Here is an 11540-nt window from a genome sequence, read left to right as displayed (position 1 = left end):
GTACGTCGGCATGGCCGATACCGGGCCGTTAGCGTGGAGCCATGGCAGGGTCGCGACGCGTTCGGGTCGGGATCTCGGGCTGGAGCTACGGATCATGGCGCGGCGACTTCTACCCACGCGGGCTCAGACAGGCCGACGAGCTGGCCTACGTCGCGCAGCGCATGGACACCGCTGAGGTCAACGCGAGCTTCTACCGACTGCAGCGGCCGACGACGTACGCGCGCTGGTACGAGGCGACGCCGCAGGGCTTCCGGTTCGCCGTGAAGGGCAGTCGTCTGCTCACGCACCTCCTTCGGCTGCGCGACGTGGAGCAGCCGCTCGCGACCTTCCTCGCCTCCGGCGTGCTCGCGCTGCGCGAGAAGATCGGGCCGCTCCTGTGGCAGCTCCCGGCCCGCGGCGCCCCCACCCCGGAGTCGCTCGACGCGTTCTGCAGCCTGCTGCCGCGCACGTACGGTCAGGCCGTCACGCTGGCACGCCGGCACGGACCGCAGGTCGGTGGCGATCGTGTCTGGCTGCCGGGCGCCGTCGAGGGAGGGCAACGCCCGATCCAGCACGCGGTGGAGGTCCGGACCACAGACGGGCTGGATGAGGTCGTCGAGGTGCTCCGGCGCCACCGCGTCGCACTGGTCGTCTCCGACGGGGCAGGCCGGTGGCCGATCATCGAGAGGCCGACGGCCTCGTTCGCCTATGTGCGGCTGCACGGCCACACCGACCTCTACCACGGCGGCTACTCGGTCCAGCGGCTCCGGACCTGGGCCGACCGCATCAGATCCTGGGACCAGCCGACGTGGGTGTACTTCGACAACGATGCGGACGGACGCGCCCCGTACGACGCCGTCGCCCTCGGTCGGATCCTCGGCTGATCGGGACTCGTCACGACGACGTGGCCGCTGCGCTCGCGACCGGCGGGGCGACCACGGCGAGCCTAGAGTTCCAGGATGGACCGTCTCGACATCATCGCCATCGTGCTCGCCGGGGGCAAGGGAAGTCGCCTCGGCGAGCTCACCGACCGACGCGCCAAGCCCGCTCTTCCGGTCGCCGGGACCTACCGGCTCGTCGACATCGTGCTGTCGAACCTCGTGCACAGCGGGATCAGCGACGTGTGGATGATCGAGCAGTACCTGCCGGGCAGCCTCAACGAGCACCTCGCGCACGGCCGCCCGTGGGACCTCGACCGATCCTGGGGAGGGCTCCAGGTGCTGCCGCCCTTCGAGGGGACGGAGGGGAGCGGGTTCGCGCAAGGCAACGCCGACGCCATCGCCCGCCAGGTGGAGGCACTGCGAGACCGGTCGCCCGACGTCGTCCTGGTCCTGAGCGCCGACCACCTCTACACCCTCGACCTGCGCGACGTCCTCGAGACGCACACGAACGCGGACGCCGACCTCACGGTCGTGACCACCACAGGCGTCCCGGACGCTTCACGCCACGGCGTCCTCGAGACCGACGACGACGGCCGTGTGACCGGCTTCGCGTACAAGCCGGACGAGCCGGCCACCGACCTGGTCGCCGCCGAGATCTTCGTCTACCGGACGACGGCGCTCCTCGACACCATCGACGAGCTCCTGAAGAAGCACGACCAGCTCGACGACTACGGCGACCAGCTCGTACCTCACCTGGTGGACCACGCTCGCGTGGTGGAGCACAGGCTGGAGTCCTACTGGCGGGACCTCGGCACGATCAACGGCTACTGGCAGGCGCACATGGACCTGCTGGACCGGACCGGTGTCAGGCTCGACGACCCGCAGTGGCCCATCCGGACCGCAGCACCCGTCCGCCTGCCGGCCTGGCTCGCGCCGTCCGCCGAGGTCCACGAGGCGCTGCTCGCCCCCGGCAGCCGCGTCGCCGGCTCGGTGCGGCACAGCGTCGTCGGACCGGACTGCCAGATCGCCGAGGGCGCCGAGATCATCGACAGCGTCCTGCTCGAAGGGGTCAGCGTCGGGGCAGGGGTGCGTCTCGTCGGCGTGGTGGCCGACGCCGGCGCGGAGATCACCGGTGGCTCGGCGCGCGGTTCCGACGACGCCGTGACCTTGATCAGCGCCGACGGCAGCGTCTCCGACCGCGAGCCGCGCGAGGGGTGAGGCCGGGGACCTCGAGCCCCCACGACGCGGTCAACTAGGCTGGCGGGCGTGAGCACGGTCGTCCACCAGGCAGCAGGCGCGCCCCTCTGGCGCGCGGCGCGCGCCACGGTGGTCGCCGCGACGGCGCTCTGCGTCGCGTTGCTCGGGCACCTGTCCGGCGGGGGTTCTGTCCCGTCCGGCCGGACGGTTGTGGTGACCGTGGCGGTCGCGGCCGCGCTGGCCTACCGCCTCGCCGCGCGCCGGTGGACAGTGCGGACGTTGAGCGGGTTCGTGCTCGCGGTCCAGGCCGGCGTCCACCTCTGGTGCTCGATCGCGGGAGCCCAGGCCGGGCCCGTCGCTCCATCGACGGCATCGCCGGGTGCCGTTCCCGACGCGGCGATGCTCGCCGGCCACCTCGTGGCGACCGTCGCGACCGTCGCCCTGCTCCGCCACGGCGACGCCGCCCTCGTCAGCGTCCTGTCGCTGGTCGTCGCCCGGCCGGTGCGCCGCCTCGCGTACGCCGCAGGTGCGCTGGTCGTCCCGCTTCTCCCGCGTCCGTCGCGTGACGTGCGGTGGGCGACCGACTCGTCGCCGCCGGCCGTCCTTCTGCTCGGCCCGACGGTCAGCCGTCGCGGCCCCCCTGTGCGGGTCTGACCCTCCGTCACGCACCCCCACCAGCAGAAAGCACCAGCATGAAGACGTTCGTCGTGCGATCCGGCGTGCTCGCCGGATCTGCAGCCCTCGCCCTCGCCACCGTCCCGCCGGCCGCCGCCCACGTCGGCGTCGACGCCCCGGACGCGGCGAAGGGTGGATGGTCCACCCTGTCCTTCCGCGTCCCGACCGAGTCCGACACCGCCAGGACCACCGGTCTCACCGTCACCTTCCCCAAGGGCGTGACGTTCGAGTTCGTCAGCACCCGGACGAAGCCGGGGTGGAAGGTCACCAAGGTCGAGGACCGGTCCGTGACCTGGACCGCCGAGCCCGGCGCCGGTATCGCGCCGGGCGAGTTCGACGTGTTCGACCTGCGGGTCGGACCGCTGCCCACCGACACCGACACTCTCGTGTTCCCCGCGACCCAGACCTACTCCGACGGCTCTTCGGTGGCCTGGGACCAGCCGACCGAGGAGGGAGCCGAGGAGCCCGAGCGCCCCGCGCCGGTGGTCACACTGGCCGACGCCGGGGAGGGCGGCCACGGGTCGCACGGCGCCCAGACCACCGACGACTCCTCGGACGCCGCCGACGACGACTCCGAGGGCGTCGACGGCTGGTTGGTCGGCGGGATCGCGGTCCTGGCCCTCGCGGTCGGCGTGCTGGGCGCCAGCCTTGTCCGCAGGAGGTCACGGTCCTCATGAACCGGGCCGCTCGCAGCGTGCGCGACGCCGCGCTCGTCTGCGTCTCCGTCGTCGGGCTGCTGCTGCTCAGCAGCCCGGCGGCGGTCGGTCACGCCGCCCTGGTGTCCAGCTCGCCCGAGGACGGCTCCACGGTGGCGACGCTGCCCGCCGAGATCGTGCTGACCTTCAACGAGAGGGTCACCACGCCCGCGTTCGTCGTGGTGGAGGCCCCTGACGGCACCGACGTCACGGCCGGCGAGGCACGGACTGACGGGGTGGCGGTGCGCGCCCGGCTCGACGACGCCGAGATCGCGGGGGAGTACCGGGCCTCGTACCGCGTCGTCTCCGCCGACGGCCACCCCATCAGCGGATCGGTGTTCTTCACCGTGACCGAGGGGCGTACCGTCGACAAGACCCGGGCCGACGACCAGGAGGCCCACCAGGAGAGCTTCCTTCACGCGCACCGTGCACACTTTCTGTGGGGTGCCGCCGGAGTGGTCGCCGCGGCAGCGCTCCTCCTGTGGCCGCGGCGGCGAGAGGACAAGGAGTCGTCATGACCGCGCCCGTGCGCTGGACCCTTGCCGGGTTCCTCGTGACGTCCGTGACGCTGTACGTGGCGCTGCAGCTGGGGGGAGCGGCGCCTGAGCCGCCGCCTCCGGGGATCCCCGACCCGGGGCCGTTCACGGGATGGGCGATCCCTGCTGTGAAGGTCGTGTCCGACCTCGCCGGCCTCGTGACCGTCGGCTTCCTGACGACGGCCGCGTTCCTGCTGCCCTCGAGCGCCCGCGAGGTGCAGGGGCTCTCGGCCCGTGCCGTACGCCGGGCGGCTGTCGCTGCCCTCGTCTGGGCCGCCGCCGCTCTCGTCCTCTTCGCGCTGAACGCCGCCGCGACCCTCCTCATCGGCGTCGACGAGCTCTCGTGGAGCGTCCTGACACAGTTCTTCGACGGTTCCTCGCTGGGCTGGGCGCTGGTCGCGCAAGCGGTGATCGCACTGCTGGTGGCCGTCCTCGCCCGCCGCACCTTCAGCGTCAGGGCCACGGCGCTCCTGCTCGGGCTCGCTCTCGGAGGGTTCGTCCCGCAGGCCCTCTCGGGACATGCCGCCGGATCGGGGTCCCACGACCTGGCCGTGGTCAGCATGCTGCTGCACCTCGCCGGCGCCGCGCTCTGGGTCGGCGGCCTCGCCGGGCTGGCGTGGATCGCGCTCCGCGGGAGCCGGCGGCTGCCGGCCGGCGTGTCGCGGTTCTCGACGCTCGCGCTGTGGTGCGTCGTCATCATCGGGATCTCCGGAGTGGTCAACGCGGCAACCCGCCTCCAGGACCTCGGCGACCTCGACTCGCAGTACGCGCTGCTGGTGTGGGCGAAGGTCGCTGCGTTCGTCGTCCTCGCGATGATCGGCCTCCTGCACCGTCGCCGTACGGTCGTCGCGCTCGAGCGCTCCGGCGGTCTCGTCGAGGACGGGCCCGCACAGGGGCGCGCCCGCTACCTGTTCCTCCGCGTCGCCGCGGTCGAGCTCCTCGTGATGGGGATGACGGTCGCGGTCGCAGTCGCCCTGTCCCGTACCCCCACCCCGCGGCCGGCCGACCTCTACCAGTCGCCCGCCGAGGCGATCCTCGGTGGGGCGCTCCCGCCGGCGCCGACGCTGTGGCACCTCGTCTGGGGGTTCACCGCCAACGGCGTCGGGCTCGCCGTCGTCGGGCTCGGGCTCGCCCTGTACGTCGCGGGCCTACGGGTGATGCGCCGTCGCGGCGACACGTGGCCGCTCGGACGCACGATCGCCTGGATGTCGGGCCTGCTCATGGTCGCCTGGGCGACCTTCGGCGGCCTGGGCGTCTACTCGCACGTCCTGTTCAGCGCCCACATGGTGTCGCACATGGTGCTGAGCATGGTCGCGCCGATCCTGCTCGTCCTCGGTGCGCCGGTGACGCTGGCGCTGCGGACGCTCCCTGGTCCGAGGCAGAAGGGCGACGTGTCCCCGCGCGCGATGCTCGTCTCGTTGCTGCACTCACGCTTCGTCAGCGTCGTGACGTTCCCGCTGTTCGCCGCGGCGATCTTCGTCGGCAGCCTGTACGGGCTCTACTTCACCCCCATCTTCGAGAACGCGATGGAGAGCCACATCGGCCACGGGCTGATGGAGCTGCACTTCCTCGCCGCAGGCGCGCTGTTCTACTACGTGATCATTGGGGTCGACCCGTCTCCGCGGCGGCTCGCCCCCCTCTGGCGGTTCGTGATCCTCCTGGTGACGATCCCGTTCCACGCGTTCTTCTCGATCGCGTTGATGGCGATGACGACGGTCGTCGCGGGCGGCTACTACACCTCGCTCGACCGCCCGTACGCCACCGACCTGCTGGAGGACCAGTATCTCGGCGGCGGGATCGCCTGGGCGATGGGCGAGGTGCCGCTGGTGCTCGTGATGGGCGCCCTGTTCGTCCAGTGGTTCCGGTCGGACGCGCGTGAGGCGGTGCGTCACGATCGCAGTGCGAACCAGAACGACGACGCCGACCTGACGGCGTACAACGCCTATCTCGCGCAGCTCGCCGAGCAGCGCCCGAGGCGCGGCCCGGGGGAGAGGACCGAGGAGACGGCAGGAGCCCGGACCGACCCGAAGGCCGACCGGGCTCCCGACCGCTGAGGCGGCTAACGCCTCAGCACGCTGCGCGTGCGGTCACGGCACGTAGAGCGACGTGGTGTTCGTGCGCGCTGCCTCGAACCGGGCCTGGACGTCCGCCCAGTTGACGACGTTCCACCATGCCTTGACGTAGTCCGCCTTGACGTTCTGGTACTGCAGGTAGAACGCGTGCTCCCACATGTCGAGCATGAGGAGCGGGACCAGTCCGACCGGCAGGTTGCCCTGGTGGTCGTACAGCTGGCAGATGATCGGGCGCTGACCCAGCGTCTCCCAGGCCAGGATGGACCAGCCGGAGCCCTGGATACCGAGTGCCGTCGCCTCGAAGTGGGCGCGGAACTTGTCGAACGACCCGAAGAAGCTGTCGATCGCAGCACCCAGCTCGCCATCGGGCTTGTCGCCGCCGTCGGGCGACATGTTGGGCCAGAACACCGAATGGTTCACGTGTCCGGCGAGGTTGAACGCGAGGTTCTTCTCCAGGAGGTTGACAGTCGACAGCCCGTTGGTGTCGCGGGCCTCGGCCATCTGCTCCAGCGCCTGGTTGGCGCCGTTGACGTACGTCTGGTGGTGCTTGTCGTGGTGCAGCTCCATGATCTTGCCGGAGATGTACGGCTCGAGAGCTCCGTAGTCGTACGGCAGATCGGGCAAGGTGTACTCAGCCACGTGTCCTCCATCGATTCTCTTGAGTTGTGCTCACAGTCTCGCAGCCCTCACGGCGGTGCAAGCGCCGGGTTCGTCAGGTGATCCACCGAGCGTGTACGGGCAGCGGTTAGTCTGGGGTCGGCCGTGACTCCCGCGTCAGCGACGCCTCTCGAGTGAAGGAACCCAGTGACCGCCGCCCCGAACGCCTCGAGTGCCGAGCGTGTCCTGACGATCCCCAACGCGCTCAGTGTCGTCCGCCTCCTCGGCGTGCCGGTCTTCTTGTGGCTGGTCCTCGGCCCTGAGGAGGACGTCCTGGCCCTCGTCGTGCTCGTGGTCTCGGGCATCACCGACTACCTCGACGGCTACCTCGCGAGGCGGCTCGGCCAGACCTCCAAGCTCGGCGCGCTGCTCGACCCGATCGCCGACCGGCTCTACATCCTGGCCGTGGTCTTCGGTCTCGCGATGCGCGACATCATCCCGTGGTGGCTGGCCCTCATCCTGCCGCTGCGCGACCTCATGCTGTTCGCGCTCGTGCCGTTCCTGCGGACCCGCGGCTACAGCTCGCTGCCGGTGCACTTCCTCGGCAAGGCCGCGACCGCCGGCCTCCTGTACGCGTTCCCGCTGCTGCTCCTCGGTGACGACACCGGCACGGTCGCCGGCCTGGCCCGCGTCTTCGGCTGGGCGTTCGCGATCTGGGGCGTCGCACTCTACTGCTGGGCCGGTCTGCTCTACGTCTGGCAGGTAAGACGTCTGATGACGACCATGCCGCCGGTGAAGGCCCGCTAGGAGCGCCGTGACGGACCGCAGCACGACGTCGGGGGACGTCACGGGCAACTCCATGACGCTCCTGCAGACCATCACCGACAACCCGCTCGACGACGACTACTACACCCACGCGCCGCACGCTCGCACGTCGCGCGGGCGTCTGGCCGCCATCGCGGTGGTGGCGTTCTTCACCCTGCTCATCACTCTCGCCCTGCTCCAGACCCGAGCGAGCCGCCCGGCCGTCGAGACCGAGCGCGCCGTGCTGACCGGCCAGATCGACCAGCGCAGGACCGAGATCGCCGCCTTGCAGGAGGACGTCGCCGCGCTGAGCGGGTCGGTGGCACGGCTCCGACGTGAGGAGTCGGGGGCCGAGGCGCTGGCGAGGGCTCGCGAGCAGGCCGCCGTCGTCGGCACGGTGGCCGTGACCGGCCCGGCGCTGCGCGTCACCGTCGACGGGGCACCGGACGCCGACGCAGGCAGTGCTGAGCGGGTTCGCGACAAAGACCTCCAGCTCCTGGTCAACGGGCTGTGGCAGGCCGGTGCGGAGGCGATCGCGATCAACGGCAACAGGCTGACCGCGATGTCCCCGATCCGTTCTGCCGGAGAAGGCATCACGGTCAACTACCGCTCGCTCACGAGCCCGTACGTCGTGACCGCGATCGGAAACCCGCGTACGCTTCCCGCCAACTTCGCCGAGACCCCTGCGGCGCAGGCCTGGAGTGGACTGAAGGAGAATTTCGATATGCGGTTCGACGTGAGCGCGCGCACCGAGGCCACCCTCCCCGCGGCGCCCCGTCGCGCCTCGACGATCCGCAACGCAAAGGTGCTGGAGGTGGAGGAGAAGTGATCGCCGTCCTCGGCCTCGTGGTCGGAGCCGCGTTGGGGCTCCTCTTCGAGCCGACCGTGCCCGCCGGCCTCCAGCCGTACCTCCCGATCGCGGTCGTCGCCGCCCTCGACGCGGTGTTCGGTGCGATCCGGGCGTACCTCGACGGACGCTTCGACGACAAGGTCTTCGTGGTCTCGTTCATCTCCAACGTGCTGATCGCGGCGCTCATCGTGTTCGTCGGCGACCAGCTCGGAGTCGGGTCCCAGCTCTCGACGGGCGTCATCGTCGTGCTCGGGATCAGGATCTTCTCCAACGCCGCAGCGATCAGGAGGCACCTCTTCCATGCCTAGGCAGAGTCATGAGTGAGCGCCAGGCACCCGACTCGGCGAAGGCGTGGGCGCGCGTCAGGCACGCCCTCACCGGGCGTCCGACCCGCGGCCAGTGGGTCGTGGCCGCGCTGTTCCTCGTGCTGGGATTCGCTGCGGTCACCCAGGTCCGCTCGGCCAACGACGACGGCTACGCCGGCATGCGCCGCGACGAGCTCGTGAACCTCCTCGAGACCCTCGACAGCACCGAAGACCGGTTGACGCAGCAGCGCGCCGACCTGTCCGCGACGCAACGACGTCTCCAGCAGAGCTCCGAGCGCAACCAGGCCGCGATCGAGGAGACCCGCAAGGCGGCCGACACGCTGGCCATCCTGGCGGGGACGGTACCGACCGTCGGACCAGGCGTCGTGATCACGATCGAGGACCCTGACTCCACGGTCGGGGCGAGCACGCTCCTCAACGCCATCGAGGAGCTTCGCGACGCCGGGGCAGAGTCGATCCAGGTCAACGGCGTGGTCCGGGTCGTCGCCCAGTCCTACGTCACCGACTCGCCCGAGGGCGGGGTCCGCATCGACGGCCGCGAGGTGAAGCGACCCTTCGTGATCGAGGCGATCGGCGACTCCCATACGCTGGACCAGGCCGTGGTGTTCCGAGGCGGGCTCGTCGACCAGGTGGAGGCACTCGGTGGCGACGTCGCCGTCGAGCAGACGAAGTCCCTCGAGATCACCGCACTGGCCGAGGAGCGCGAGGCCGAGTACGCTCGGCCCGCACGTTGACGACGAGGAGTGACCGTGATCCCCGAAGACCTCCAGTACAGCGCCGACCACGAGTGGATCCGGCTCGACGGCGACACCGCGACGATCGGGATCACCGACTACGCGCAGGACCAGCTGGGAGACATCGTCTACCTGCAGCTGCCGGCGGTCGGCGACACGGTCGAGGCGGGCGCGGTGATCGGAGAGCTCGAGTCGACGAAGTCGGTGAGCGACCTCTTTGCGCCGGTCACCGGCGAGATCGTGTCGGTCAACGATACGCTCGAGGCGAGCCCGGAGACGGTCAACGCCGACCCCTACGGCCAGGGCTGGCTGATCACGGTCCGGGTCGCCGATCCGGCGGCGCTCGACGGTCTGATGGACGCCGCCGCGTACGGGGCGGCGACCGAGTCCTGATCGGCCCCGCCGTGGTCCCGTGTGTCGGTTGACCGCCCCACGGCGGGCACGTAGGTTTCATGCAACAGTCGTCAACCTGAAGCACCGGTTGAGAGTAGCGAAGGGGATCCCCGCCAATGTCGCGCACGAACGAGGACGAGCCGAACCAGGACGTCCCCGAGAGCCCGTCTGAGACGACGTCGACCATCTCGTTGCCCCCGACGTCGGACACCGACCTCGGGTCGGGCGGTGGGTTGAGTGCGGACGACGCGGCGGCGCTCGATGCGCTGCCGCCGGGCTCGGCCCTCCTGGTCGTCCAGCGGGGGCCGAGTGCCGGCTCGCGCTTCCTCCTCGACACCGAAGAAGTGTCGGCGGGACGTCACCCCGACAGTGACATCTTCCTCGACGACGTGACCGTGTCGCGGCGTCACGCCGTGTTCCGGCGTACCGAGGAGGGCTTCACCGTGAGCGACGTCGGCAGCCTCAACGGGACCTACGTCAACCGCGACCGGATCGACGACGTCCTGCTCAGCAGCCGCGACGAGGTGCAGATCGGGAAGTTCCGCCTGGTCTACTACCCGAGCGCCGCGGGGAGCACCGCTTCGTGACCCAGGCCGCGCCGAACGCCGCGCGGTTGAGCATCGGGGAGGTGCTCGACGAGCTTCGTACGGACTTTCCGGACATCTCGATCTCCAAGATCCGTTATCTCGAGACCGAGGGCCTGGTGGAGCCGGAGCGGACGCCGTCGGGCTACCGGAAGTTCTCCCGGGCCGACGTCGAGCGCCTGCACCTCGTGCTGCGCGTGCAGCGGGACACGTACTGGCCGCTGAAGGTCATCCGGCAGAAGCTGGACGACCTCGACCGGGGGATCCTCTCCTCCGACGACGAGGGGACCCTTCAGGTGCCACGGGTGATCATGTCCTCGGACGGGCTGCCTGGGCCTGACACGTTCGCGAGCAGCCCGAAGGACATCCGGTTCCGACGCTCCGAGCTGCTGCAGGCGTCCGAGATCGACGAGGATCTGCTGGACGAGGCGGAGCAGTACGGTCTGGTCGCCCCTTCGTCCGGGCACTTCACCGAGGCCGACGTCGTGATCGCCAAGACGCTCGGCGAGCTCGCGGCCTTCGGGCTGGAGCCGCGGCACCTGCGCTCGATCCGCACCGCTGCCGACCGCGAGGTGAGCATGCTCGAGCAGATCGTCGAGCCCCTGCGACGGCGTCGCGATCCGGAGTCTGCGGCAAGGGCCGACGAGACCGCACGCAACATCGCGTCGCTCTCGGTGCTGCTCCACACGATGCTCGTCAAGAACGGACTGCGCCACCGGGGGTAGGCTGAGTCTCGTGCGGGAGCTCGATGTTGTCGGCGTTCGGGTGGAGATGCCCACCAACAATCCTCTGGTGCTGCTCCGTGAGGTCTCGGGGCCGCGCTACCTACCCATCTGGATCGGTGCGGTCGAGGCGACGGCGATCGCCTTCGCCCAGCAGGGTGTGGTGCCGCCCCGGCCGTTGACGCACGACCTCCTCAAGGAGGTCATCGAGGCGCTCGGGGACGAGCTCACCGAGGTGCGCATCACCGAGGTCAAGGACCACGTCTTCTATGCCGTCCTGGTCTTCGCCTCGGGCGCGGAGGTGGAGGCGCGCCCGTCCGACTCCATCGCGCTCGCGCTGCGCACAGGCACGCCGATCTACTGCGACGAGGACGTCTTGACCGAGTCCTCGGTGGGTGTGCCTGACGAGGAGGAGGAAGAGGTCGAGAAGTTCCGAGAGTTCCTCGACGAGATCACGCCCGAGGACTTCGAGCAGGGAGGTTCCTGACCCCGAAA

At 70.4% G+C, this 11540-nt stretch carries 15 protein-coding genes; 14 read left to right on the top strand and 1 reads right to left on the bottom strand.

What is annotated here, in order from left to right; all coding sequences use genetic code 11:
- Positions 1 to 41: 41 nt before the first annotated feature.
- The 6 genes from KV102_RS02050 to KV102_RS02025 all read left to right on the top strand — a co-directional run bounded on the left by KV102_RS02050 (position 42) and on the right by KV102_RS02025 (position 6017).
- A complete protein-coding gene (locus tag KV102_RS02050; protein WP_220345150.1) occupies positions 42 to 863 on the top strand; it encodes a DUF72 domain-containing protein in 822 nt (273 codons plus the stop codon).
- A 75-nt stretch (positions 864 to 938) separates the two neighbouring features.
- A complete protein-coding gene (locus tag KV102_RS02045) occupies positions 939 to 2078 on the top strand; it encodes a glucose-1-phosphate adenylyltransferase family protein (RefSeq protein ID WP_220341772.1) in 1140 nt (379 codons plus the stop codon).
- A gap of 48 nt (positions 2079 to 2126) precedes the next feature.
- Positions 2127 to 2711, top strand: coding sequence for a hypothetical protein (locus KV102_RS02040; RefSeq protein WP_220345149.1), 585 nt, complete (start codon positions 2127 to 2129; stop codon positions 2709 to 2711).
- 38 nt (positions 2712 to 2749) lie between these two features.
- Positions 2750 to 3409 (top strand): YcnI family protein, encoded by a 660-nt coding sequence (locus KV102_RS02035; protein ID WP_220341770.1) that lies wholly within the window; start codon positions 2750 to 2752, stop codon positions 3407 to 3409.
- A complete protein-coding gene (locus tag KV102_RS02030; protein ID WP_220341769.1) occupies positions 3406 to 3945 on the top strand; it encodes a copper resistance CopC family protein in 540 nt (179 codons plus the stop codon). The genes KV102_RS02035 and KV102_RS02030 overlap by 4 nt, the downstream gene beginning before the upstream one ends.
- Positions 3942 to 6017: a cytochrome c oxidase assembly protein gene (locus KV102_RS02025; protein WP_220345148.1), complete on the top strand. Its 2076-nt coding sequence runs from the start codon at positions 3942 to 3944 to the stop codon at positions 6015 to 6017. The genes KV102_RS02030 and KV102_RS02025 overlap by 4 nt, the downstream gene beginning before the upstream one ends.
- 33 nt (positions 6018 to 6050) lie before the next feature.
- On the opposite strand, the gene KV102_RS02020 is transcribed toward KV102_RS02025, so the two are convergent.
- The gene (locus tag KV102_RS02020; protein ID WP_220341767.1) at positions 6051 to 6674 is read right to left on the bottom strand and encodes a superoxide dismutase; all 624 of its coding nucleotides are present in this window, start codon (positions 6672 to 6674) and stop codon (positions 6051 to 6053) included.
- Positions 6675 to 6839: 165 nt separating this feature from the next.
- Here KV102_RS02020 and KV102_RS02015 point away from each other — a divergent pair, with 165 nt between their 5' ends.
- The 8 genes from KV102_RS02015 (at position 6840) to KV102_RS01980 (ending at position 11532) form a co-directional block, all read left to right on the top strand.
- Complete coding sequence (locus KV102_RS02015; protein ID WP_220341766.1) at positions 6840 to 7439, top strand: CDP-alcohol phosphatidyltransferase family protein; 600 nt, start codon at positions 6840 to 6842, stop codon at positions 7437 to 7439.
- A 7-nt stretch (positions 7440 to 7446) separates the two neighbouring features.
- On the top strand, positions 7447 to 8265 hold the full coding sequence (locus KV102_RS02010) for a DUF881 domain-containing protein (RefSeq protein WP_220345147.1): 819 nt from the start codon (positions 7447 to 7449) through the stop codon (positions 8263 to 8265).
- Positions 8262 to 8594 carry a small basic family protein gene (locus KV102_RS02005; RefSeq protein ID WP_220341764.1) on the top strand — a complete coding sequence of 111 codons (333 nt, stop codon included), beginning with the start codon at positions 8262 to 8264 and terminating at the stop codon, positions 8592 to 8594. The genes KV102_RS02010 and KV102_RS02005 overlap by 4 nt, the downstream gene beginning before the upstream one ends.
- An 8-nt stretch (positions 8595 to 8602) precedes the next feature.
- The gene (locus KV102_RS02000; protein WP_220341763.1) at positions 8603 to 9346 is read left to right on the top strand and encodes a DUF881 domain-containing protein; all 744 of its coding nucleotides are present in this window, start codon (positions 8603 to 8605) and stop codon (positions 9344 to 9346) included.
- A 15-nt stretch (positions 9347 to 9361) separates the two neighbouring features.
- Complete coding sequence (gene gcvH / locus KV102_RS01995) at positions 9362 to 9739, top strand: glycine cleavage system protein GcvH (RefSeq protein WP_220341762.1); 378 nt, start codon at positions 9362 to 9364, stop codon at positions 9737 to 9739.
- A 116-nt stretch (positions 9740 to 9855) separates the two neighbouring features.
- Positions 9856 to 10326: an FHA domain-containing protein gene (locus tag KV102_RS01990; protein WP_220341761.1), complete on the top strand. Its 471-nt coding sequence runs from the start codon at positions 9856 to 9858 to the stop codon at positions 10324 to 10326.
- Complete coding sequence (locus KV102_RS01985; protein WP_220345146.1) at positions 10323 to 11048, top strand: MerR family transcriptional regulator; 726 nt, start codon at positions 10323 to 10325, stop codon at positions 11046 to 11048. The genes KV102_RS01990 and KV102_RS01985 overlap by 4 nt, the downstream gene beginning before the upstream one ends.
- Before the next feature lie 10 nt (positions 11049 to 11058).
- The gene (locus KV102_RS01980) at positions 11059 to 11532 is read left to right on the top strand and encodes a bifunctional nuclease family protein (protein WP_220341759.1); all 474 of its coding nucleotides are present in this window, start codon (positions 11059 to 11061) and stop codon (positions 11530 to 11532) included.
- Positions 11533 to 11540: the final 8 nt, after the last annotated feature.

This window comes from Mumia sp. zg.B53 (genome assembly GCF_019550935.1).
GTDB lineage: Bacteria > Actinomycetota > Actinomycetes > Propionibacteriales > Nocardioidaceae > Mumia.
This window is presented reverse-complemented; position numbering and strand designations above follow the sequence as displayed.

What these genes read in the sequence shown, in the direction of transcription:
- KV102_RS02030 (WP_220341769.1), top strand. Translation starts at nt 3,406, where the DNA reads ATGAACCGGGCCGCTCGCAGCGTGCGCGACGCCGCGCTCGTCTGCGTC.
- KV102_RS02050 (WP_220345150.1), top strand. Translation starts at nt 42, where the DNA reads ATGGCAGGGTCGCGACGCGTTCGGGTCGGGATCTCGGGCTGGAGCTAC.
- KV102_RS02035 (WP_220341770.1), top strand. Translation starts at nt 2,750, where the DNA reads ATGAAGACGTTCGTCGTGCGATCCGGCGTGCTCGCCGGATCTGCAGCC.
- KV102_RS02025 (WP_220345148.1), top strand. Translation starts at nt 3,942, where the DNA reads ATGACCGCGCCCGTGCGCTGGACCCTTGCCGGGTTCCTCGTGACGTCC.
- KV102_RS02000 (WP_220341763.1), top strand. Translation starts at nt 8,603, where the DNA reads ATGAGTGAGCGCCAGGCACCCGACTCGGCGAAGGCGTGGGCGCGCGTC.
- KV102_RS01990 (WP_220341761.1), top strand. Translation starts at nt 9,856, where the DNA reads ATGTCGCGCACGAACGAGGACGAGCCGAACCAGGACGTCCCCGAGAGC.
- KV102_RS02045 (WP_220341772.1), top strand. Translation starts at nt 939, where the DNA reads ATGGACCGTCTCGACATCATCGCCATCGTGCTCGCCGGGGGCAAGGGA.